Genomic DNA, 23,318 nt, shown 5'->3' on the forward strand with positions numbered 1-23,318 from the left:
GGCCCCCACCCCCTGGAGAGACCGTGCCCGCCCCCCGCCCGTTCCGCTCCGCCCCGCTTCCGGCCGCCCTCGTCCTGGCGCTGACCGGCTGCTCCCTGTCCGACGGGTCCCCCGAACCCTCCCCCTCCCCCTCGGCTGAGGGGGCGGCGGAGGCCCCGGCGGGCTTCGCGGAACCGGAGGACCCCTACGCGGGCATGGACGCCGGCCTGAGCGAGCGCCTGCACCTGCCGCTGTACGACTTCCAGCTCGACCAGTACGAGAGGTCCGTCGTCGGGAGGGCGGAGCTCACCCTGACCGTGGAGTGCCTGGTCGACCTCGGTTACGAGGCCGAGCTCAACCCGGGCGCGGGCGAGGACCCCCTGATGATGCGGGCCTTCGGCCCCCACCACGAGTACCGCCGGTACGGAAACGCGCGCGTGGACATCGCGGAGGAGTACGGGTTCGGCCTGCCCGACGAGCCCCGCGGAGGCCCCGGCGACGAGCCCTACACCGTCGGCGGCGGCCCGGAACTGGCCGAACAGGCCCGGACGGCGGCCTTCGGTCTCGACCCGCAGGCGGGCCCGGCCCCGGACTTCACGACCCCCTCGGGCGAACCCGTGCCCGAGGGCGGGTGCATGACGCGGGCCCGGCGGCAGATCGACCCCGGCAGCGCCCTGCCCTTCGAGACGGACGGGGAGGGCTACGCGCTCGACGTCCCGGAGTCAAACGTGCTCGCGGAGAGCCTCCTCGGGGAGTCCTTCACGGCCGCCAAGGACGACCCTGCCGTCGCCGCGGCCGCCGCCGTCTGGGAGGACTGCATGGCGGGGGCCGTGGACGGATATCCGGGAACGGCGTCCAGCAGTGAGGGCGCCGCCCCCGAGGCGGCGGTGCCCGGGGCGGAGTGCCGGGACACCTCCGGGTACCTGGACGCCTTCGCCGAGGCCGAGCGCGCCGTCGCGGCCGGGATCGTGGCCGAGCACGAGGAGGCCCTCACCGAGCGGCACGAGCGCCTGCGCGAGAACCTCGCGGTCTCCCGGGAGGTCCTGGGCTGGTAGCGGCCGCCGCACCCTTCCGGAAACAGCTCCCCCGACACCGTACACACGCTTTCCCCGCGAAAGGGAATCCTTTTCACGCGGTTCGGCGAACACATCTGGAAAATCCTCAATAAGACTCGAAAACTCCCCAAACCCCAGAAACCGCACTTCACTCGCTTGCACGTCACATCATCAGATATGTCGCGGACACGCGCTCGCCCAAAAGTCCGGTGTTCTCCTGTCAACGCATCCCTGGGGGGTATGCTCCTGAGCCGAAAAGGTCGAATCGCCAAACGCGAAGGGCTGAGGACCATGCGATGACCACCGCGGCAGTACAGGCCAGCCGGAGGACAGCGGGGACGTTCGGCCCCGTCGGAGGACCGGCGCGCTGACCGGCACCGTCCCGTTTCCCGCCCCGGGCCACCGCCACCCGCACCTACACCCCCCTCACCGGACCGTACGAGCACGCCCACACGAGGGGAGCGGCACCGCACGATGCCCTGGGACGCACAGGACCGCACACGTTACGAGGACGAAGTACTGGTGGCCGCACGTGCCCACGGGCTCCCGGCGGACCTGTTCACGCGATACGGCATCGGCCCCCGCCTGGAAGGGCGGCTGCGCGCCGATGCCACCGCCTTCGCCGAACACGTCAGCGAGGTGTGCGCCCACTGGCGCGACCTGCGGGAACACCGTCGTTCGCTGCGCAAGGTACTCACCGATCTGATCACCGAGCACGAACACCTGGAGAAGACGGGCGCGCTCACCCCGGACCACTTCGACCGGGTGCGCGCCGAGACCGCCCGCCGGGCCGTGGCGGAGTGGTCGCTGATCGCGGCGGGACTGACCACCGCCGTGGTGGACCGCGACACCCTGCGGTCGATGACCGCCCCGGTGGGCGTGGACGAGTCCGACGCCGAGCGCGTCCTGCTGGAGCGCGGCGTGCGCGTAGTGGACCGGATTCCCGACCTGCCCGACGCCCCGCCCGCGAGCGCCGTCCGGCCCCTGCGCGAGGCCCTGCGCGTGCGGGGGGCGGCCTTCTCCCCCATGGTGGTCTTCGGCGAGCAGCGCCTGGTCAAGGGGTTCACCGTGCTGGGGGGCTTCCGCCTCTCCGACGGCACGACCCTGGACAAGGACACCCTGGACGACGCGGTCCAGCGTGTGCGACGGGAGGCGGAGACCCCGGCCAGGAACGCGGCCGAGAACGTCCTGGAGATCCTGCGCGCCGACGGGGACGCCGAGCGGCGCGAGGCGCTCGTGCTGGAGGAGATCGTCAGTGACATGCGCCGGCAGCCCGCGTCCGTGCCCGAGTCCGCGCTGGCCCGGCCCTGGACGGGCCGGGGGCTGGACGAGACCGAGGCGGCGCTGCTGGCCGCGGCCGTGCGGCGGTCCGGCCCCCGGGCCGATGCCGCCGCGCGTGCGGAGAGGGACGTCCGCGACCTGTTGGTGGACAACCAGCTGCGCCGGGCCCAGGAGGCCGCCGCGGACCTGCCCCACGAGCACGACCTGCACGCCCGGCTGCGCGTGCGGGTGCGCCAGGTGGAGGAGCTGACCGAGGAGGCGGACCGGGCGCTGCGCGCGGGGGACCGAGAGGAGGCCGCGCGGGCACTGGCGGCGGCGGTGGAGGTGGCCTCCGACGACGAGGACCTCGCCGCCCGGCTGGGCGAGGTCCAGCCGCTGCCGCCGCGCGGTGTGGAGGCCCGGGTCGACGGACGGAACGTGGTGGTGACCTGGCAGCCCAGCCCCAGCCTGGCCGGAACGGTGACCTACCGGGTGGTCCGGCGCACCGGTCGCGACGGTAAGGCCCGTGAGGTGCTGGTGGGCGAGCTGGCGGGGACCGAGATCACCGACACCGGCGCCCCGGTGGGTTCCGAGGCGCGCTACACGGTGGTGGCGGTGCGCGGGGGCCGCGGGGAGTCGGAGCCGGTGTCGACCACTCCGGTGGTGATCGCGCCGGAGGTCTCCTCCCTGCGGGTGTGCGCCGGGGAGCACGAGGTGTCCGGTTCCTGGGAGGCGCCCGCGGAGGCCGTGCGCGTGGAGGTACTGCGCGGCGAGGGCGCCCCGCCGCGCGGTCCGGGCGACGGGGTGCGCGTGGAGACGAACGGGACCGGTTTCCGCGACACCGACGTCGAGACGGACGTGGACTACCACTACCGGATCCGGGCCGTCTACGTGACCTCGAACGGACACGCCCGGGGATCGGCCGGACTGGTGCGCCGGGCCAGCCCGGGACCGTGTCCGGACCCGGTGCACGACCTGTCGGTGCGCTCGGACGGGGGCACCGACTTCGTGGCCGCCTGGACCAGGCCCGACCGGGGCCGGGTCGTGCTGCGGGTGGGGACGGAGCCGCCCGCGTGGCCTCCGGGAACGGTGGTGAGCCAGGACGACCTGGAAGCCTACGGCCACGTGGTGGAGCAGCGTCCGGCCTCCCCCGAACAGGTGGAGCGGTTCCGGTCGGAGGAGGCGGCGGACACCGGCGCGGGAGCCGCGGTGACCGCTCCGGGCGCCTCCTCGGTGAACGCGGGGCCGGGTCTGGGGAGAACCGGACAGCCGGCCGCGACCTCACGGAACGAGCGGGAGGGCGTGCGGGTGCTGGGACCCTCCGACAGAGGTGAGATCGCCGTGCGCAACAGCCAGCTGCGGTCCGAGGAACCCGCGGCCCCGGCGGCCCCGGGCCGGGCCGGGAGCGAGGAGCGTGAGGGTGTGCGGGTCCTGGGCGCGTCCGCGCGCCCCGCCGACGGGGACCGCGGGCATGAGGACGTGCCGTCCGGTCCGCCCGCCCCCCGGGAGGAGGACCCTCCCCCGGCGAAGGACGACTGGGAGGGTGTCCGGGTCCTGGGACCCCGGGGCAAGGGGACGGACCCCTGGGAGGACGACCTTCCCGCCCCGGAGCACTCCAGCCCGGAGCCGGAGCGTTCCGGCGCACCGCCGACCGGGGGCCCCGCGCCCGGCCGTGCCGTGGAACCGCACGGGGAGGCCGCTCCGCCGACGGCGCGTGGGGGACAGTCCTCCGTGCCCGCGCCGCGCGGTTCCGCCCCGGGCAGGGGAACCGGCCCCGCGGCCGGGGGCGGGAACGGAAACCGCGGCCCCGCGAGCGGGCACCGCGCTCCCACTGCACCGGGGGCCGACGCGCCGACGGCGGGTTCCGGCAGGGTGCCCGCGCCCGGCCGGGGCAACGGAACCGGCCCGCGCCCGGGGCCCGCGGTCCCGGGCGGTCCCGACCGCCGGGGCGGCCTCCCGGCAGCGCGCTCCGCCCCGCGCACAGGCCAGCCGCAGCGGAGGAGCACGGCACCGAGGCCCGACGGGAGCCCCGGGAACCCGGGCCCGGTCCAGGGGAGCGGCGGCGGCCCCCGCCCGCCCGAACACCGCGGCACGGGAGCCGCCGGAACCCGGGACGGTGTCGGAACCGGTCCGCGGCCCGGAAACACGCAGGGACCCGGCACCGCCGGGCCGGCCGGGAACGGAGCGCGCCCCGGCGGAGGGCGGGGCGCGGGTCCCGCGCACCGGGCCCCCGAACGGGGTGAGGCTCCGGCCGGACGGGCGCGGGCGGAGGAGGTGTGGAGCCAGGCCCGGCCCGAAGAGCCCTCGGGCCCGCGGCCGCACCTCGCGCGTCCGGGCGGTGACCGCCCCGTATCTGACCCGGCGGTCCCCGGACCCCGGCGGCCCGATTCCCGGCAGGCAGGCCCCCGGCGGGGCGGAACGACGGGGCCCGCCGGAGGGCCCGCGCCGACCGCGCCCCCCTCTGCACCGGAACCAGGCGGAGGCCGCGGTGGCGACCGGGGCGACGGCCCGTCCGCCGGGCAGGTGCCGCCGCGGCCCGCGGGCCGCGGAACGGGAGCGGGAACCGAACCGCGGTCCGCCGCGACCGGAACCCGTTCCGCGCACCCGACGCAGGGCACGGCCCCGGGGCAGCGTACGAACCCATCCCAGGCCACGAACCCGAGGCGGGACGCCAACCCGGCCCAGGGCACGGCTCCGGGGCAGGGCGCGGCCCCGAAGCGGAGCACGGGCGCCGCACGGGACGCCGGTCCGGAGAGGGCCGCTAACACGTCGGCCCCGGAGTCCGGGCACACCCCGGCGACCGCGGCCGGGGACCGGACCGCTCCGCAGACGGCGCACGGCCAACGACCACGGTCCGCAGCGGCCGGGCCCGACGGAAGGGCGGGCACGGCTCCGGCCCCCCGCCAGCCGGCGCGCCGGAACGCCGATGGCGGCGCTCCCCCGACCGGGGCCGCCGCGCCGAAGGCCTCCCCCCGGGGGGAGGCCCGGGCATCCGGGCGGCCCGTCCCGGAGGCGGCGCCGGAGGCCGTGCCCGAGCCCGAACGGGCACGCACCTTCGCGGCGCTGAGCCTGGACTCGGGGACCAAGCACGTCCTGGCGGTGACCGTGGCGGGCGACCAGACGGTGGTGGGCACCTCCGTACGGGTGACCGCCGCGCCGCCGGTGCGCGGCCTGCACGCGCAGCGCTTCGACACCGCGATCCGCCTGAGCTGGACCTGGCCCGACGACGCGGTCGCCGCGCTGGTCTCCTGGCGCCCGGAGGCCCCGGGCGCCGAGCACTGGATCGGCGGCGAACTGCGCTGCACCCGCCGCCAGTACGACTGCGAGGGCGGCTTCGAGGCCCCTATGAGCCCCGACTCGGTGAAGGTGGCCGTGCGCGCCGTGGTCCCCTTCGAGGGCGGGGAGACGGTGAGCGCCCCGGTGGGCCTCACCGTGCCCGGACGCGCGGTGCTCGACTACCGCGTGGAGGCGGCGGGCCTGCTGCGCCGGGACCGGGTGGTCCAGCTGGTCGCCAAGGAGGACTGCGACATCCCGGAGCTGGTCGTGGTCTACGCCGAGGGCCCGGTCCAACCGCACTCGGCGGCGCAGGGTACCGAGCTCGCCCGCATCCCCGCCGGGCACCTGGCGGCGGGAGCGTGGGTCTCGGTGCGCGTGCGCCCACCCCGGGGGACGGGCGAGGGGTGGCTGATGTGCTTCCCGGCCGACGGCGACGCCCACGGCATCCGGCTGCGCCAGCCGCCGGTGAGGGAACTGCGCTGCTGAACACCCGGGGGGACGGGCCGAACGCCCCGGCGGCCGCCCCGTCCCCCGCTCCCCCGCCGGTCGCGCGGAAGACCGGCGGGAGGGCACAGAACGAGGCGGCACGGTCGGCCCCGAAGAAGGCCGGACCCCGCCCACGCTCCGAGGATGTCGAAGGAGGCCATACCCGTGCGGCTCCCGCCACGCCCCCGCCCGGCTTCACCAACCCCGGACCGGACCCGGACCTGCGCCCGGCGCCCGGGCGCGCCGCCCTCCCGCCGCGCGTGCGGGCACCTCGCGGAGGAGGCCCGGTGAGTACCCCGCGAACTCCGTGGTCCCCGAGGTCCCTGCTGCCCCTGGACGGCCGCCAGCTGGTGTGCCCCTACTGCTACTCCCGCTTCAGCGAGCGGCGGATCCGCTTCCGCTGCACCGGGCGCCCGGGCCCCGACGGACGCGTGTGCGCACCCGTGGAGGACACCGCCGTCCGCACCCACCTGGGGCGGCGGGAACGGCTGCCCCCGGTGTTCGAGGCCGACGGGCGGCTCGCCCGCGCCGTGTGCCCGGAGTGCGCGGCGACCACCGGACGGCAGGTGTGCGCGACCTGCCACGCCCAGCTGCCGGTGAACTTCGGCCGCATCCGCAGCCGGATGATCGCGCTGGTCGGGGCGCGTGACGCGGGCAAGACCGTGTTCATGACGGTGCTCATCCACGAGCTGATGAACCGGGTGGGTTCGCGCTTCGACGCCTCGGTCGGCGGCTCGGACGACCACACCCGGCACCGGTTCCACGCCGACTACGAGACCCCGCTGTACGAGCAGGCGCGGCTCCTGGGCGCCACCCGGCGCGCCGGGGTCGCCCGTGAACCCCTGGTGTTCCGGTTCACCACCCAGCGGCGGGGGCTGTACGGCAGGCGTCCGCAGCACACGCTGCTGTCCTTCTTCGACACCGCCGGGGAGGACCTGACCTCCGAGGAGAGCGTGGAGGCCAACCTGCGCTACCTGCACAACGCCGACGGGATCATCCTGCTGCTGGACCCGCTCCAGATGGAGGGCGCCCGGCGGCTCGTCCCGGCGGGAACGCGGATGCCGGCGCCGAGCAGGGTGGAGAACCGCCCGCTGGACATGCTCGGCCGGGTCACCGACCTGCTGATGCGCCGCCCCGGCGCGGCCAACAGGCTGATCCCGGTGCCCATCGCGGTGTGCCTGACCAAGATCGACGCCCTGCACGGGGAGCTGGACGAGGGTTCGCCGCTGCACCGGCCGCAGCCGGGCGCGCCGTACTTCGACGAGTCCGACAGCCAGGACGTCCACGCCCAGATCCAGCAACTGCTGCACCGCTGGGACGGCGGCGGCGTGGACGGCCACGTGCGCAACCACTACCGCAACGCCCGCTACTTCGGGGTGTCGGCCCTGGGAGGCGTCCCCGACGAGGACAACCGGGTGCGGGGAGGCGTGCGCCCCTACCGCGTGGCCGACCCGTTCCTGTGGATGCTCAGCGAGTTCGGGGTCATCCCCGCCCGGGAGGGGGCCTGAACGTGTCACGGCACCCGGTCGGGCGCCGGAGCACTCCCGGCCGCCGACCGCACCGCGATCCGACCGCACCCCGTACCTGATCCGTCCAGCACCGACCCAGTACCGACCACGAACCGACTCCCCCCTCGCCGACCGCGGCGGCCTCCGGCCGCCTCTCGCGAACGACCAGGGAAGGGCGCGCCGATGGGTTTCGCGCAGCTGTACTACACCTCGTGCGAGCAGGGCCTGTCCGGCTACGCCGGGTACCAGTTCAACGCGGCGACCCCGGGGGTGGACCCCCAGGTACTGCGGGAGATCGAACGGTTCACCGTGTACGAGCCGCCGAGGTCGTGCCCGCCCGAGCAGGTGGCCGAGCACCCGGTCAACCTCTGCTACTCGCCCGACGTGGGCGGGGTTCCGGTGCTGAGCCGGGTGGTCTCCAGCGGCAACGACCCGTCGGGGCGCCCGGGCAACTACTTCGCGCACAGCCTGGTGTCCACGGGCTCCGGGGCGGGTCCGCTACCCGCGGAGCTGTGGGAGGCCGACTTCTGGGCGGAGGCTCCGGTGGGCGACCCCCGCCAGGCGGAACTCGCGGAGCTGTCGGAGGCGGAGGTGGGGCCCGGCCCCCTGGACCGCTCCCGCACCGACGCCTGGGTCCGGCGCTGGCCCCCGGAGATGGTCACGCGGCTGCTGCTGGCCGCCGACGCCGCCGTGGACGACGGCCGCCCGCTGGCGCTGGTGGCCGACAGCGGGTCCGTGGCGCACTGGGTGGCGTCCCTGTGCCACCTGCTGGTGCCGGAGCGGGCCCGGCAGCTGTCGTTCGCGACCTACTGCGGCAACCCCGACGAGGCGCTCGTGCACGTCGTCGGGGTGCCGCCGGGGTCGGACACCGCGCGGTGGGCGGACCGGTTCACGGTGTACGACCCGGAGCTGGACCCGCTGGACAGGCTGCCCGCCCCCGAGCCCCGGGCGGAGGCGGTGGCCGAACGCCTGGCCAGGCTCGGCACGCGCCGGACGGCGAGCCTGTGGCGCCGCGCGCGCCCCTACGCCTCGGGCGGGGAGCGGGCGCTGGCGGACTGGCGTCCGGTGCTGGCCGCCGCCTCGCTCCTGGAGGAGGGCGCCCCGCGCGGCGAGGACCTGCTCATGGTGAACGCGTGGCTGCCGAGGGCGGTGGACTGGCTGGCCCCGGACCAGGCGGCAGCGCTGATCCACCGGATCCTGGACGCCGACGCGGCGGCCGGACCCGGGGAACCCGCTCGAGACGTGCCGGCCGCGGCCGCCTCGGCGCGGCCCCGGACGCTGGTCGCGGCGGCGGAGGGGCGGCGGCCGTTCCGGGGGCCCTGCGCGGAGGCCGGGATCAACGCCCGCGCCCTGGCCGCGGGGGCCGAACCGGGCGCGGCCGTGGCGGCCGGACCGGGCCGCGCGGTCGTCGACCGGACCGGGGACGGGCCCCCCGGGAGCGGGCTCGCGGTGGGCGGGCCCTCCGGGAGCGGGCTCGCGGTGGACGGCCCCTCGGGAGTCGGGCATTCGGGGGACCCCTGCCCCGGGAGAGCCCTCCCGGGGAACGGTGCCTCCGCCGGAAAGCCCGCGGAGAACGTGCTCTCGGCGGTCGATGCCCCCGGCCGCGCCGCCTCGGGCGCCGCGGCGGAGGGGGCGGTCGCGGTGCTGGACCACGCGGCCCTGGCCGGTCTGCAGCGGGCGGCGCACCGTCTGGGCGGCGCGGGCGGGGTGACCGAGCGGCTCGAACGCGTGATGGTGCGCCGCTGCCTGGACGGCATCGCCGCGGGCGAGGCGGCCCCGGCGGTGGCTCCGGTGCGGTCGGAGTCGGTGCGCGCGGCGGCGCGGGAGCGGGTGGCCGCGCTGCTGGACGGGGACCTGGGAGAGGTCCGCCCGGAACGGGCGGTGGAACTGCTGCGCTGGGCGCGTTCGGGCGGCCTGGCGCCACCGGAGGCCAGCCTGGAACGCTACGGTCGCCGCTCCCTGGCCCCGCTGCTGTCCGGCGCCCGCGTGCCCCACCCCGCCGCGCGCGTTTTGATGACGGCGCACCCGGGGGTCCGGCGGGGCGCGGCGGCGGAGCTGGCCCGGCTGCCGCGCGAACGGCTGGCCGCACTGGCCACCGGGCCGGTGGGCGCCCTGTTCGCCGAGGACCGGGACGCCTCCACCGCCGCTCTGCGCGAGCTGCGGATCCTGGGCTCGGGCAACCGCGCCGACCTTCCGGGACTGCTGTCACGCGCGGTGGCCGTGCGCCGGGAGGGGCGGGCGGGCCAGGGCCCCGGGCTGCCCGAGTACGACGTGGACGAGGAACTGCTCTCCCGGGTGTGGGGGACGGACCGCTGTCCCCGGAGCGCGGTGGCGACCCTGCGCGTCCTGCGTCCGGGCCTGCTGGTGGACCCGGGAGTGGGCCGCTGGGTGGCCGAGGTGATGACGACGCCTCCCGGGGAGGGCGACGAGCGGACCTGGCGCGAGCTGGTGGACGAGGTGGCCCGGCACTGGCTGCGCAACCGGCTTCCGGACTCGGGGCGGCGCGTGGTGGTGGAGTGGTCGCGGGTGCGCCCGGCCCTGGTCGCGCTGCGCGCCGCCGGGGACGAGCGGGGCCCCGGACGGATGGGCGCGGTCCACAAGGCGGCCCGGGAGACCCACCCCGTGGTGGAGGAGATGGCCCGCAGGCTCATGGTGCGGATGATGCTGGGCTGGCGTCGCTGCGCCTCGCTGGCCGAGGCGCTGCGGGACTGCCCGGAGGAGGTGTTCGCGACCTACTGCGAGGCGGTGGTGCCCCGGTTGGCCGACGAGCGGCCGGACACGGCCACGGCCGTGCTCCTCTACCAGGCCACCGGGCACGAGGCGATGACCGGTCACGAACGGGCCCGGCGCCTGGAGGAGTCGGTGCTCTCCCCCGCCGTGGGCGCCTGGCGGCGCCGCCACGTGGCGCGGATGCGCCGGCAGCTGCCCCGGGAGTCGGCGGGTGAGTTCGACCTGTGGTTGCGGCAGGTGTGCGGTGCCCGCGCGCGCGGGGTGTTCGGGTGGGCTCCCTGGCGGGGCGGGCGGAACTCGTGACCCGGTCGCGGACCGGCGGCGGGCGCGCCGCGACCGCACGGGGTGCTTCGGCCGACGGGAGACTTCCGTGAGACACGTGGTGCCCCCGGGGCCGGGGCGCGACGGCGGCGCGGCGCAGGTCGGCGCGGCTCTGCTGACCGTCGCCGGGGTGCTGGTGGCCCTGGTCGTCGTCTACCTGCTGCGCTGGTGGCTGTTCGCGGGGTTGGTGAGCGCCGTGGTGATCGTGGGAGGCACGGCGGCCGTGGTCGGCTGGTGCGTCCTGGTGGCGCTGTACCTGCGGCGCACGCACGAGGTGCTGTTCGGCGGCGGTTACCCGGACGACCCGCTTCCGGGAGAGGGGGAGGACCCCGCCCACCGCTCCTACCACGGCGGTCCGGCCTGGTGGGACCTGCGCGCGGTGCTGAGCTGGAGCTGGGCGGTGGCCGCGCCGTGGAGCGTGTTCCTGCTGCCGCACCTGCTGGCGCACGCCCTGGTGGTGGGCGCCTACCTGGCCTCGGCGTGGGCGGTGGCCGGCGTGCTGCGTCTGGCCGACTCCGGGTTGCTGCTGGTGCGCCGGATCCGGATGGTGTGCCCGGGGTGCTTCGCCCGCCTGGGCTACCCGGCCTACCTGTGCGTGACGTGCGGTCGGCGGCACACCTCCATCCGCCCCGGCGGACGCGGGCTGTGGCGGCGCGCCTGCCTGTGCGGGACCCGGCTGCCGACGCTGCTCCTGCTGGGTGCGGCCGGCCTGGACGCGCGGTGCCCGCACTGCGACCGGGGCCTGGAGCACCGGCCGGGCGAGTCCCGGGAGTTCGTGCTGCCGCTGTTCGGGGGCACGGGGGCTGGCAAGACCCGCCTGGTGACGGGGATGCACCTGGCCCTGGCCCAGGCGGCGGAACGGAGCCCGGAGGCCTCCGTGGAACCCGTGGGCGAGGAGTCGGTGCGGCGGCTGCGGGACTGCGCGCGGACGCTGGCGGAGCGGACCGCGTCCACCCCGCCGGGGCGCGAGGTGCGCGGGCTGACGGTGCGGGTGGGCGCGGGCGGCCGGACGCTGCTCGTGCAGGTCTTCGACGCGGCGGGCGAGCGGTTCAACAGGTCGGCGACCGCCGAGGAACTCGCCTACCTCGGCAAGGCGTCGACGTTCGTGCTGGTGGTGGACCCGCTGGGGATCGAGGCGGTGTGGCGGTCGCTGTCCGGGCGGGAGCGGACGCACCTGGCCGGGGAGCGCTCGCACACCCGGGACCCGGAGCTGGCCTACGGGGCGGTGCGCGACGAGATCCGGCGGCAGTACCGGATGCTGGGGCGCGGGCGGCTGACCCCCCGGAGGCGCACCCGGTTGGCGGTGGTGGTCACACGCGGGGACCTGCTCCGGGGTACCGCCGTGGCACCCGGGGAGGAGGATCCGCGCGCGTGGGCGGAGCGGGTCCTGGGCCTGGGCAACCTGCTGCGGGACGCCGGGGCCCACTTCGGCCGGGTGCGGGTGCTGGTCACCTCGGCCGTCACCGACGCGGCCGGGCGGGCCGACCCCAGCCTCGGCGCGCTGCTGCGGTGGCTGCTGGCCGAGGAGGACGAGGCGTTCACGGCGATGCTCACCTCCGGGGAAACCCCCGGGACCGGGGCCGGGGGCCCGGGGCGGCGCACCGATCCGGAACCGCAGTACGTGGAGGGGGCGGGATGACCTACCGGGGACCCGAACACCGCGCCGCCCGCCGCACGGTCGCGGTGGCGGTCTACGTGCTGACCTGCGCGCTGACCGTGGCCGGGGTTCTCGGGCTGGTGTGGCTGGGCGCGGCCACCGTCCAGGGCGTGTGGGCCCACGCCCTGGCCCGCGTCACCTCGGGCCTGTGACGTCCCCGCGGAGCCCGAAGGCTCCGGGGCGACCGGGCGTCCCTGGGCCCTCTGTCCCGGCCCGGACGGCTCCGGGGGGGCGGGGGCGCGGTACCCGCGTCAGGCGGTCCGGCGGCTCCCCGCCGCGGCCGGGCGCCTTCGTGTCCACATCCCCTGCGCAACACCGCCTCTACTCCCCTGAACCTCCCTGAAGCCCCCATGTCCCCACAAAAAGCCTTCACAACTACACGTAAGTAAGTAGTTACTTAGGGTTACTCAACTGTCGCGCAGGGGCATCTTCCGCACTGCTCCACGTCACCGGGACGGGGAGGAACGCAGAGGAGACACTTCCATGCACAAGGCAACCGCCACGGCGGCGGCACTGGCGCTCCCCGTGGGCCTGGTGCTGGCCGCCGCTCCCGCACACGCCGAGATCCCCGACGAGGCCAAGGACACCGCGGTCCTGCACGCGCAGATCCAGCCCCTGAACGAGACCGACGCCGCCGGAACGAGCACCGTCGAGCTCCAGGGCACCCGGATGACCGTCCAGATCCACGCCACCGGGCTCGCGCCGGGCCTCGCGCACGCGCAGCACCTCCACATCGGGGGCGAGAACACGTGCCCCGCGGGACTCGACCTGGACGAGAACGGCGACGGCCTCCTCAGCGCCATCGAGGGCGTGCCGAGCTACGGCCCCGGGGCCGTGTCGCTGACCGCCGAGGGCGGCACCGGAGCGGAGAACAAGCTCGCCCTGGAGCTGATGCCGGTGGCCGACGAGAACGGCAAGCTGGAGTACCAGCGCACGTTCGACGTCAGTGAGGACGTCGCCAAGCGCGTCCGCAGCGGCCAGGCCGTCCTCGTCCAGAGCGGCATCGACACCGACGGCAACCGCGAGTACGACTTCAACGGCGCGGGCAGGAGCGACGTCGACGAGTCGCTCCCGGCCGAGTCCACCCACCCGGCCTCCTGCGGCATGTTCGCCGCGGCGCCCGAGCGCGGCATGGAGACCGGTCTGGGCGGCACCGCCGACACCCCCCGGGCCGCGATGATCGGTCTGGGCGCCGCCCTGGTCACGGTCGCGGGCGCGGTGGCCGTCGCCGGTCGACACCTGCTGCGCACCAAGGCATGACAGCCCTGACGGGTACCGGCCCCGCTCCGGTACCCGGACCGACGCGCGGTCGCCGGGTGCTCTACTCGGCGGCCGCGCGGTCGGTGTCCTCGCTGGGCGTGCTGCTCATGGCCGCGGGCCTGTGGCAGAGCGGGGTGGCCGCCGACCGCGAACCCGACCCCCCGCCCGCGCGCACCACCGCCGAGGCGGGCGCCGCCCCCGTGATGAGCCGGTCCCAGCCCGTCGCGCTGCGCATTCCGGCCATCGACCTCGACACCACCGCCCTGATGCCCCTGGACGTGGACGCCACCGGGGTACTGGAGGCGCCCGAGGACACCGACACCGTCGGCTGGTACCAGGCGGGCCCCTGGCCAGGCCAGGCCGGTCCGGCGGTGATGGGCGCGCACGTGGACTCCGCCAGCGGTCCGGCGGTCTTCTTCTGGCTGCGGCGCCTGGAGCCGGGCGACGAGGTGACCGTGGCCCGCGCCGACGGCACCGAGGCCGTGTTCACCGTCTACGAGGTGCACGAGCACGACAAGAACGCCTTCCCCACCCAGCGCGTCTACGGCTCCACCGGCAACCGGGCCGAGCTGCGCCTGGTCACCTGCGGTGGCGCGTTCGAGCGCGACGGCGGCGGCTACACCGGCAACCTGGTCGTCTACGCCGAGCTCAAGCCCCCGGTGTGACCACCCGCCCCACGGGTTCCGCGCCCGGCTGTGGCACAGTGGCGGCCACCGCAACCGCGTCACCAGGGAGGAACACCATGGCGGTCTTCGCCGTCACCTACACCTACGCCCCCGACAGCGCCGCCGCGCGCGACGAGCACCGCCCCGCCCACCGGGAGTACCTCGGCGAGCTGTCCGGGCGGGGCGCCAACCTGTGCTCGGGCCCCTTCGGCCCCGAGGAGGTCCCGGGCGCGCTGCTGCTCCTTCGCGCCGACTCCAAGGAGGAGGCCCTCGCCCTCACCGAGAAGGACCCCTTCCGCGTGCAGGGCCTGGTCACCGAGGTCGGCGTCCAGGAGTGGGTGCCGGTGCTGGGCCCGCTGGCCGAGCACTTCTGAGCCGCCGGAAGCCGCCGGGGCCGGTCACGCCGACCGGCCCCGGCGGCTTTCCCGTCACCGGGCGAGGCCGTTGTCGCGCATCCACTGGGGGTCGGGGGCCACCATCTGCACGATCTCGACGTGCAGCCCCTCGGGACCCGCGACCTGGAACCGGCGCTGCCCCCAGGGCTCGCTGACCAGAGGCATGACCACCTCCAGCCCCGCCGCCCGCAGCCGCCTCTCCTCGGCGTCCGCGTCGGGGACGAGGAAGGCGATGAGCGAATTCCCCTTCTCCGAGCGCAGGACCTCGTGCGTGGAGGGGTGGTCGCGCAGGACGAAGTCGATGGACAGCTTGGGGTGGTCCCGGTGCTGGGTGTTGAGGTACCAGCCGAGGTCGACGCCGACCTCGAAGCCGAAGTGCTCGGTGAACCACCCGGCGCCGGCGCCCGGATCGTCGCAGAGCACGGCCAGGCCGACGAGTCGGATATCCACACTGCCTCCAGGGGGTTCGCCTTTTACTACTACAGTCAAAGTACTACAGTTGAAGTGGAGTTCCCAGGGCTTTTTCCACGGAGGAGCGAAGGCATGCGGCAGAACCCCGAGCGCAGGCGCGCACTGCTGGACGCGGCGATCGACGTCCTGGCCGAGGAGGGGGCCCGCGGGCTCACCTTCAGAGCGGTGGACGCCCGGGCGGGGGTGCCCCGGGGGACCGCGTCGAACTACTTCGCCAACCGCGCGGCGCTGCTACTCCAGGCGGGCGCGCACGTCCACGTGCGCCTGGCCCCCACCGAGGAGTTCATGACCGCCTTCCTGGACGCGGCGCCCTCGCGCGAACAGGTCCGCCTGGGCATGCGCGACCTGCTGCGGCGGGTGGAGGCGGACCGCAACGGCTACCTCGCGCTGCTGGAGCTGCGCCTGGAGGCCAACCGGCACCCGGGCATCCGCGAGGAGCTCACGCGCACCGTCCGGGACACCCTGGAGGGGAACGTGCGCCACCACCTGGAGGGCGGCTTCCCCGGGGACCGGGACACGGTGGTCACCCTCTACCTGGCGATGACCGGCCTGTTCGTGGAACACCTGACTTTGCCCGAGGCCCTGGGCGGCGACGGCGCCGAGACCCTGGTGGACCGGCTGGTCGAGGCCGTCGTCCCCGAGGGACCGCGCTCCCCCTGAGCGGGGGGAGCGGCCCCTCGCGCCCCCGGGCCCGGGCGCCGCGCGCGTGGGTTACGATAACGATTATCGTTTTCGTAAGAAGGGAGGGTGTCCTCCGATGGAGCCGACAACCCCCATGCGCGTGGCCGTGGTCAGCGGGCTCCACCGCCGCGCTCGCGGGCGGACCGTGGACGACCTGCTGTCCGAGGTGCCCGGGTCCCTGGCCCTGCACCACGACTTCGACGGAATCGGCGAGGGGATCGTCCACCGCCTCACCCGTGACCGGTGGGGCCCCGTGGACCACAGCCAGGTCCACCTGGACCACCTGTGCGCCTCCTGCACCCTGCGCGAGGACCTCGTGCCCGCCCTGCTGCGGATGGCCGAGCGCGGCGAGCACAGCCTGTGCGTGGTGGAGACCTGGGACGGGGTCGAGCCCCGGCAGGTCGCCGAGGTGGTCGCCGCCCAGGAGGTCCTGCGGCTGGCCGCGGTCATCGGCGTCGTGGACACCGAGCGCCTGCTGCCCGACCTGTCCGGGCACGACGACCTGCGCGACCGCGGCCTGGACATCGCGGTGGAGGACGAGCGCACCGTCGCCGAGGTGCTCGCGCACCAGGTCGAGTACCCCACGGTGGTCGCCCTGCACGGCGCCCGCCACCTGGACGAGGCCCGCACCCTGGTCGAGCACCTCAACCCGGCCGCCGCGGTGGTCGGGCCGGGCGGTGGACTGGCCGACCTGATGGACGGCCGCTTCGACCCCGAGGCCGCCGCGCACCGGCGCAACCCCGCCTGGGCGCACTACTCCGAGCGCGCCGACGGCCGGGTGGGCACCGTGACCTGGACCCGCAGGCGCCCCCTGCACCCCGTGCGGTTCCACGAGGCGCTGGAGGAGATCGTGTCCGCGGGCCTGCGCGGCCGGGGCCGGGTCTGGCTGGCCAGCCGCCCGGACACCCTCCTGGTCTGGGACGCCTACAACGACGCCCTGGTCCTGGAGAGCGGCGGCCCCTGGCTGGCCGCCCTGCCCGAGGCCGCGGTGGAGATGGTCTCCGAGACCCGCCGCGTCTCCGCCCGGCTGGACTGGGACCCGGTGGTCGGCGACCGCCGCCAGCACCTGGCCTTCACCGGGGTGGACCTGGCAGCCGAGCGCCTGGTCGCCCTGCTGGACTCGTGCCTGGTGAACGAGGAGGAGGCGGGCCGACCGCTGACCGCCGACCCCTTCGCCGACGCCCTGTGAGCGGCCGACACCCCGTGAAGAGGAGGAAACCCGTGACCGCCAGACCCCGCCCCCGGGTGTTCGCCAACCCCCTGGGCGACGCCGACCACGTGGACTACAAGGACACCGCGCTGCTGCGCCGCTTCATCTCGGAGAAGGGCAAGATCCGCAGCCGCCGCGTCACCCGCGTCACCGCCCGCCAGCAGCGCCTGCTGGCCACCGCGATCAAGAACGCCCGTGAGATGGCCCTGCTGCCCTACCCCTCCAACTCCGCCAACAGGTCCTGACCGCCCCCGAACCGAACGCACCCCGAACCACGAGAGAGGCACACCCGTGTCCCGTGTCTGCCAGGTGACCGGCAAGGCTCCGGCCTTCGGAAACTCGGTCTCCCACTCCCACCGGCGCACCAGGCGCCGCTTCGACCCCAACATCCAGACCAAGCGGTACTGGCTGCCCAGCGAGCGGCGCCACGTCCGCCTGCGCGTGAGCACCAAGGGCATGAAGGTCATCGACGCCCGCGGCATCGAACGCGTCGTGGCCGAGATCCGCGCCCGCGGGAAGAAGGTCTGATGGCCAAGAAGAGCAAGATCGTGCGCGGCGAGCAGCGGCGGCGCGTGGTGGCCCGCTACGCCGAGCGGCGGGCCGAGCTGAAGCGGATCATCCGCAGCCCGCACACCGGCGACGAGGAGCGGGCGGCCGCGGTGGCCGAGCTCAACAGGCAGCCCCGCGACGCCAGCGCCACCCGGCTGCGCAACCGCGACGCGGTGGACGGCCGCCCGCGCGGGCACCTGCGCAAGTTCGGGCTCTCCCGGATCCGGTTCCGGGAGATGGCCCACCGCGGGGAACTGCCCGGCGTGACCAAGTCCAGCTGGTAGGGCCGGGGAACACGAGGACGGGCCCCGCGTGCGCGCACGCGGGGCCCGTCGGCGGTGGGAGGGGGCCGACCGGCGGAGCGGCCCGGGAGGCTAGCGCTTGCGGCGCACGCCGTGCCCGGACGCGCGGTCGCGCGCCCCCCGGTCGCCGGCGTCCTGCCCGGGGACTCCCCCGGGCGCGGTGCCCCGGCCCGCGCCCGTCTGCCCCTGACCGGGCTGGTTGGCCCGGTGGAAGGCCTGCTGCGCCTGCTTGTCGCGCTCCCACAGGACGAAGCGCTCGCCCTCGCCGAGCGCCATCGTGGTCAGCCACACGGCGACCCCGACGTCGTCGGCCAGGCCGAGCAGCGGGATGAACAGCTCGGGAACGAAGTCGACGGGCGAGATGATGTAGATCGCCAGCGCGACCATGCCCAGCAGCTTGGGCGTGGTCAGTTCCGGGTAGCGTCCGCCCAGCTTGGCGCCGACCATCCGGGGCACGGCCGCGGCGCGCTTCCACACGGAGACGCCGCCGTCGGTGTTCCGGATGACCTGCCAGGCGGCGGCTCCGGCCGCGGCGCGGTTTGCCTTGCGCATCGTTGGTCTCCTCAGGGGGCACGTGACTTCATCAAGATATGACGCGAAGTCACCCCGATTCGTTCCCTGGTGGCACGGGTCCAATCCCGCCCGGTCCCGCCGGGGTGCCCCGCCCCGCCCGGGAAGAGTCGTCCACAACCTGGCCGAAGGCACTGGTGGGACGAGGAGGAGACGGGCATTCTTGGATGGGGCAAGGACGAGGGGTGTGAAACAACACCAGGAGTCCCCCCAAACCCCAGAAGGCAACACAAATCCCCAACAGGCACAAAACGGTCAGGCATCGTTCTGTCCACGGCTTGGCCACATGCGGCCACGGGCAGCCACACCCGGTCTGAGAGGCGGTGACGCACACGGACACGATCCGATCCCCTTCGGCCAGCGGGGGAGTCCCGTCACCCGAGTCACGCCCGCCGACCCGCCGACCCCCAACCCCTCCACCACCCCACACCCCGCCCGTCAGGACGGCAAATGCGAGGTCTCCCGCGCTCAGCCACACATTCGTTACGATGCGTCCGAGTGGCACCTTCGACGTGGGAGGCCGCTCATCCGTCTCCCCCAGTGCGCAGAACCGATGGAGCTTGCCCAGTGTCCACTGCCCTACCTCGGTCGGCGACGACCGTCGCCCTGTTGGCGGACATCCCCAGCACGGGCCATGTGGGCGAGGCCGGGGCCCGGCGGTTCGCGATGCGCGGAGAGGGCATCGGCGAGCGCAGCTCCGCGTTCGTCGCCTTCGCCAGGCAGGAGACCGACGCGGGCCGCAAGGTCGTGGCCCTGTATCCGGCATGGCGGTCCTCCGACGCCGAGCGGGCGGTCAACTTCGCCCGTGGAGCGCTGCGCACCGACCACATCGCCGGGATCGGCGTCGACCTGTCCCCGCTGGCCCTGTCACTGGTCGCCGACCAGCTCGCCTACCTCGCCCCCTACCTGCCACCGGGGATGGTCGCCGCGCTGAGCGACGAACTCCCCAGGCACCTGCTCGCGGGCGCCTGGCTCCGGTCGGTCTCCGGCCTGTCCACCATCCCCACCTCGATGCGCCAGCACATGGGCTCCTACGCCCCCTCGGTCTCCTTCCTGGCCTACTGCGCGCCCACCCGGCAGGTCGGCCGCATGCGCCCCTCCGACGTGGCCCGCTCGCTGCCGTTCCGGCCCGTGCAGCCGGTCCAGCTGCTGTGCTCCACCCCGGACCCGGCCATCACCGGGCCCTTCGACGACAACCTCCCGCAGGCCATCCAACCGGTGGCGGCCCGCACCCTGCCCGCCCAGCCGCTGGGCCCCGAGTACTGGGGCACCGCCAAGTACGTGGAGTTCGTGGCGCTGAGCGCCCACCCACAGGCCCTGGCCTACGCCGCCAGTTCCCTGCGCTCCTCCCCCTGCTCCTGGTGCGGCGAACCCGTGTCCGCCCCCCGCTGCCCCTTCTGCGCGGCGACCGCCGCGGGCGGCGGGCGCGCGGCGCGGCGCACCACCCCGCGCCGGACCGCCCGCGAGCGGGAACCGGACCGGGCCGCCCCGCGGCCGCACGCCCCCGCGCCCGCGCCGCCGACCGGGCCCGCCCGCCCCGCGTCCGGTCCGGCGGACCCCGGACCGCTGTACCCGGCCCCCGGAACGGCGCGCCCGGACCACGGGACGGGGGACTTCGGAGCGGCGCCCGGGCCTCCCGGGGCGGCGCGCCCCGCCACCAGACCCCCGTTCCCCTCCCCCGGCCTGCCGGGACCCCCCGGCCCGGCGGCCCCCGCCGGGCCCTCGGGCCCCTTCGGTCCGGACCACCCCTCCGGGCCGAAGCACTCCCTCAGCCCCCGGTCGGCCAACCCCCCGGGGCACGCACCGGAGGGCCCGCCGCTCGCGGACCGCGTGCCGCGCTCCGAGGAGCCCAGGACCTACTCCCGCTAGGGACCGCGCCGTACCTCGGGCGGTCGGCCCGCGACGACACTGGAAACGGATAAGCAGCCCCTATGAACCCCCGTCAGCGACGCGGCGTCCTGCTCATGGCCGTCGCCGTCATCGGCGCCGTCGCCGTGTTCGCCTCCGTGTTCACCTACCTCAGCGGCCAGCAGGAGCGCCTGGGCGAGTTCGCCACGGTCCTGCGGCTGACGGAGGACGTCGACGCCTACCAGCCCATCGGGCAGGACTCGGTGGAACAGGTCCAGGTACCCAGCATGTACTTCGACCCGGAGGTCTTCCTCGGCGACCTGTCCGAGGTGGAGACCCCCGCCGACCAGGAACTGGTGGCCGCCTCCCACCTGGAGGCGGGCGTGTACCTGCAGCGCGGCATGGTGCAGCCCCAGCCCACCCTCACCACCGGTGAGCGCGAGATCGCCATCATGGTCGACGCCGAGACCGGTGTGGCGGGCAAGGTGCGGCGCGGCTCGTTCGTGGACATCTACGGCACCTTCCTGCCCAGCGACCACGGCGAGGCGTGCGCGGTGCGCATCCTCACCGAGGTGGAGGTCCTCGACATCGGTGAGCTGCGCAGCCAGGAGAGCGAGGCGGGCGGGCTCTCCGGGGTGGTCCCGGTGACCTTCCGCCTGGAACCCGAGGCCGCGCTCCAGCTCGCCTACGCCGAGGACTTCTCCACCAAGCTGCGGCTGGCCCTGGTGAGCGCGGACGGCGGCGGCTCGCCCGGCGACTCCGAGTTCTGCAGCGGGGACTTCGAGACCCTCACGGGCGGCGGCTCCGCCGACGGGGGACAGACGACCGACGGGCGGCGCGTGCCGCATGGGGGTAAGCGTTGAACTTCCGCGTCCTGGCGGGCATGCCCACCTCCGAGACGGAGATGGTGCTCACCGCGCGTTTCGAGGAGCTGGCCAGCGCCGACCTGGTGGCCACCCGGCCCACCACGTCGGCGCTGATCGACGCCGCCGGGGAGTTCCCGGAGATCGACGTGGTCCTGATCCACCAGGACCTCGGCCCGGCCCCGGTCTTCGACGCCATCCGCGACCTGTCCCACCGGCACCCGCAGCTGGCGATCCTGCTGGTGTCGCCCACGATGGACCCCGACACCTTCACCGGCGCCATGGAGGCCGGCGCCCGCGGGGTGATGCCGCACGACTCGGGGATCGCCGAGCTGGAGAGCCGCATCACCAAGGCGGCCGAGTGGTCGCGGACCCTGCGCCGCCACCTGGAGTCGGCCTCCCTGGACCTGCCCGCCTCGGGCGTGCGCGGCCGGATCGTGGCGATCAGCGGCGCCAAGGGCGGCGTGGGCACCACCACGTGCGCGGTGCACCTGGCGATGGTCGCCGCCGCGGCGGAGCGGGTGGTCTGCCTGGTGGACCTGGACCTGCAGACCGGCGACCTGCCCGCGTTCCTCAACCTGCGCCACCGCCGCTCCATCAGCGACCTGGCCGAGGCCGGGGACAACATCACCCCCGGCATGCTCGCCGAGACCCTGTACGTGGACCCGCGCGGGCCGCACGTGCTGCTGGCCCCCGAACACGGCGAACGCGGCGAGGACGTCACCGCCAGCGCCACCCGCCGGGTGCTGAGCGCCCTGCGCTCGCGCTACGAGCTGGTGGTCGTGGACTGCGGTTCCACCATGAACGAGGCCACCGCGATGGCGGTGGAGCTGGCCGACACCGCGATCGTCACCGTCACCCCCGACGTGCCCGCCACGCGCGGCGCCCGCAGGCTCATGGCCCTGTGGGAGCGCCTCCAGGTCCGCTCGCACGAGGACGTGTACTCGCTGGTCACCCGGCACAGCCGCAAGAACGAGATCCAGCCGGACTTCCTCCAGCAGCTGCTCGGCACCCGGGTGCTGCGCACCCCGGTTCCGGCCGCCTACCGGGCGCTGGAGCCGGGTGAGAACAACGGCGACCCCACCAAGGTGACCGACGAGGGGCTGCGCAGGGCCTTCTCGCGGCTGGCCGCCGAACTCGACCTGCTCAACCCGCCCGCGCCGCCCGGAGGCGGCAAGGGGGGCCCGACCACCCCGCCCCGGGGGCTGGGCGGGCTGGGTCCGCGGGCCGAGCGGCGCGGGTCGGGACCCTCCACCCGCGACGTGTCCGGCTTCCTCAACGCCTCGGTGCCCGGCCCCTCCCAGGTGGCGGGCAACGGCCACTCCCCCGTCCCGCCCCTGGGCACGCCCTTCGGCGACCGGCCCGGTCCCGGCGCGCACGGGGGCGGAGGGGCCCACGGTGGGTTCGATGGCTGAGTCCGGCCCCCCGGCGGACCGCGGCCGGTCCGCCGGGAGGGTCCGCGGTGACCGCGGCGGGGTGATCGTGGAGTTCGCCGCCGCGGTGCCGTTCCTGATGCTGGCGCTGGCACTGGTGTGGCAGGTCCTGCTACTCGGCATCACGGCCATGTACGCCTCGCACGGCGCCGCGGAGGCGGCCCGGCAGGCCGCCGTGACCCCCGACGACATGGCGCGTGTGGACGAGGAGGCCCGCAAGAGGGTCCGCTCCCCCTGGGACGGCGCGGACGTGATGACGGTGGAGGTGGTCGAGCGCGACGGCTCGCGCTTCGCCCGGGTGACCCTGGCCATGCCGATCTTCCTGCCCGGGGCCTCCGGGCCGTGGGACGTCACCGGTGAGGCCAAGGTGGTTCCCGAGGTCGAACCGCGGGGGGTGACACCGTGAACGCCGCACCGCCCGGGCGGGACGGCGGCGACCGGGGCGGTCCGCTGCTGGAGTTCGCCGCGCTCTTCCCGCTCCTGCTCCTGGTCGCGGTCGTCGCGATCGAGGCCTTCCTGGCCTTCGTCGCGGTGGAGCGGCTGGAGTCCGCGGCCCGCGCCGGGGCGCGCGTGGCCGGGGCCGAGCGGTTGGCGGGCGCCGAGGCCGCCGCGCGCGACGCGCTGCCGTCCTGGCTGGACGACGCCACCGTCACCAGCGGCGTCAACGACCACGACGGCTTCTACGTGGAGGTGGCACACCCCCTGCCGATCGTGTTCTCGTCGGTGGGCTTCGACCTGACACTGACCCGGCGGGTGGAGATGCCCGATGTGTGAGGCGGGGGCGGCGCGCCGCGCCCGC

21 protein-coding genes are annotated in these 23,318 nt (G+C 75.5%); 19 read left to right on the top strand and 2 right to left on the bottom strand.

What is annotated here, in order from left to right:
• Positions 1-23: 23 nt before the first annotated feature.
• From FYW95_RS10590 to FYW95_RS10630, 9 genes are all read left to right on the top strand, one after another.
• Positions 24-1,034: a hypothetical protein gene (locus FYW95_RS10590; RefSeq protein ID WP_160050295.1), complete on the top strand. Its 1,011-nt coding sequence runs from the start codon at positions 24-26 to the stop codon at positions 1,032-1,034.
• Between the two features lie 474 nt (positions 1,035-1,508).
• Complete coding sequence (locus FYW95_RS10595; protein WP_160050296.1) at positions 1,509-6,056, top strand: SaeA-related protein; 4,548 nt, start codon at positions 1,509-1,511, stop codon at positions 6,054-6,056.
• Positions 6,057-6,343: 287 nt separating this feature from the next.
• Complete coding sequence (locus FYW95_RS10600; RefSeq protein ID WP_236568046.1) at positions 6,344-7,564, top strand: TRAFAC clade GTPase domain-containing protein; 1,221 nt, start codon at positions 6,344-6,346, stop codon at positions 7,562-7,564.
• A 183-nt stretch (positions 7,565-7,747) separates the two neighbouring features.
• Complete coding sequence (locus FYW95_RS10605) at positions 7,748-10,597, top strand: GTPase-associated protein 1-related protein (protein ID WP_160050297.1); 2,850 nt, start codon at positions 7,748-7,750, stop codon at positions 10,595-10,597.
• 67 nt (positions 10,598-10,664) lie between these two features.
• Complete coding sequence (locus FYW95_RS10610) at positions 10,665-12,254, top strand: TRAFAC clade GTPase domain-containing protein (protein ID WP_236568045.1); 1,590 nt, start codon at positions 10,665-10,667, stop codon at positions 12,252-12,254.
• Positions 12,251-12,424: a hypothetical protein gene (locus FYW95_RS10615; protein WP_159944960.1), complete on the top strand. Its 174-nt coding sequence runs from the start codon at positions 12,251-12,253 to the stop codon at positions 12,422-12,424. The genes FYW95_RS10610 and FYW95_RS10615 overlap by 4 nt, the downstream gene beginning before the upstream one ends.
• Positions 12,425-12,755: 331 nt before the next feature.
• Complete coding sequence (locus FYW95_RS10620) at positions 12,756-13,532, top strand: hypothetical protein (RefSeq protein WP_159944959.1); 777 nt, start codon at positions 12,756-12,758, stop codon at positions 13,530-13,532.
• Positions 13,529-14,197, top strand: a complete 669-nt coding sequence (locus tag FYW95_RS10625; RefSeq protein WP_159944958.1) for a class F sortase — start codon at positions 13,529-13,531, stop codon at positions 14,195-14,197. Before FYW95_RS10620 ends, FYW95_RS10625 begins: the two co-directional genes overlap by 4 nt.
• Before the next feature lie 77 nt (positions 14,198-14,274).
• Entirely contained in the window at positions 14,275-14,571 is a 297-nt protein-coding gene (locus FYW95_RS10630; RefSeq protein WP_159944957.1) for a YciI family protein, read from the top strand.
• A 54-nt stretch (positions 14,572-14,625) separates the two neighbouring features.
• On the opposite strand, the gene FYW95_RS10635 is transcribed toward FYW95_RS10630, so the two are convergent.
• A complete protein-coding gene (locus FYW95_RS10635; RefSeq protein WP_159944956.1) occupies positions 14,626-15,042 on the bottom strand; it encodes a VOC family protein in 417 nt (138 codons plus the stop codon).
• A 93-nt stretch (positions 15,043-15,135) separates the two neighbouring features.
• Here FYW95_RS10635 and FYW95_RS10640 point away from each other — a divergent pair, with 93 nt between their 5' ends.
• The 5 genes from FYW95_RS10640 (at position 15,136) to rpsN (ending at position 17,787) form a co-directional block, all read left to right on the top strand.
• Positions 15,136-15,723, top strand: coding sequence for a TetR/AcrR family transcriptional regulator (locus tag FYW95_RS10640; protein WP_159944955.1), 588 nt, complete (start codon positions 15,136-15,138; stop codon positions 15,721-15,723).
• Between the two features lie 115 nt (positions 15,724-15,838).
• A complete protein-coding gene (locus FYW95_RS10645) occupies positions 15,839-16,933 on the top strand; it encodes a CobW family GTP-binding protein (protein WP_159944998.1) in 1,095 nt (364 codons plus the stop codon).
• Positions 16,934-16,965: 32 nt separating this feature from the next.
• Positions 16,966-17,199, top strand: coding sequence for a 30S ribosomal protein S18 (gene rpsR, locus FYW95_RS10650; protein WP_236568044.1), 234 nt, complete (start codon positions 16,966-16,968; stop codon positions 17,197-17,199).
• A 46-nt stretch (positions 17,200-17,245) separates the two neighbouring features.
• A complete protein-coding gene (gene rpmB, locus FYW95_RS10655) occupies positions 17,246-17,482 on the top strand; it encodes a 50S ribosomal protein L28 (protein ID WP_159944953.1) in 237 nt (78 codons plus the stop codon).
• Positions 17,482-17,787, top strand: coding sequence for a 30S ribosomal protein S14 (rpsN, locus tag FYW95_RS10660; protein WP_159944952.1), 306 nt, complete (start codon positions 17,482-17,484; stop codon positions 17,785-17,787). Before rpmB ends, rpsN begins: the two co-directional genes overlap by 1 nt.
• Positions 17,788-17,877: 90 nt before the next feature.
• Here the strand turns inward: rpsN and FYW95_RS10665 are convergent, their stop codons facing one another.
• Positions 17,878-18,357, bottom strand: a complete 480-nt coding sequence (locus FYW95_RS10665; protein ID WP_159944951.1) for a YkvA family protein — start codon at positions 18,355-18,357, stop codon at positions 17,878-17,880.
• 627 nt (positions 18,358-18,984) lie between these two features.
• Here FYW95_RS10665 and FYW95_RS10670 point away from each other — a divergent pair.
• The 5 genes from FYW95_RS10670 (at position 18,985) to FYW95_RS10690 (ending at position 23,293) form a co-directional block, all read left to right on the top strand.
• Positions 18,985-20,244 carry a hypothetical protein gene (locus FYW95_RS10670; protein ID WP_160050322.1) on the top strand — a complete coding sequence of 420 codons (1,260 nt, stop codon included), beginning with the start codon at positions 18,985-18,987 and terminating at the stop codon, positions 20,242-20,244.
• 62 nt (positions 20,245-20,306) lie between these two features.
• The gene (gene cpaB, locus FYW95_RS10675; protein WP_159945664.1) at positions 20,307-21,086 is read left to right on the top strand and encodes a Flp pilus assembly protein CpaB; all 780 of its coding nucleotides are present in this window, start codon (positions 20,307-20,309) and stop codon (positions 21,084-21,086) included.
• The gene (locus FYW95_RS10680) at positions 21,083-22,501 is read left to right on the top strand and encodes a CpaE/TadZ family protein (RefSeq protein ID WP_159945665.1); all 1,419 of its coding nucleotides are present in this window, start codon (positions 21,083-21,085) and stop codon (positions 22,499-22,501) included. Before cpaB ends, FYW95_RS10680 begins: the two co-directional genes overlap by 4 nt.
• Positions 22,494-22,925 (top strand): pilus assembly protein, encoded by a 432-nt coding sequence (locus FYW95_RS10685; protein WP_236568137.1) that lies wholly within the window; start codon positions 22,494-22,496, stop codon positions 22,923-22,925. The genes FYW95_RS10680 and FYW95_RS10685 overlap by 8 nt, the downstream gene beginning before the upstream one ends.
• Positions 22,922-23,293 (top strand): TadE/TadG family type IV pilus assembly protein, encoded by a 372-nt coding sequence (locus FYW95_RS10690; protein ID WP_159945666.1) that lies wholly within the window; start codon positions 22,922-22,924, stop codon positions 23,291-23,293. The genes FYW95_RS10685 and FYW95_RS10690 overlap by 4 nt, the downstream gene beginning before the upstream one ends.
• Positions 23,294-23,318: the final 25 nt, after the last annotated feature.

The sequence above is a fragment of the Nocardiopsis sp. FR4 genome (genome assembly GCF_009830945.1).
Lineage (GTDB): Bacteria > Actinomycetota > Actinomycetes > Streptosporangiales > Streptosporangiaceae > Nocardiopsis.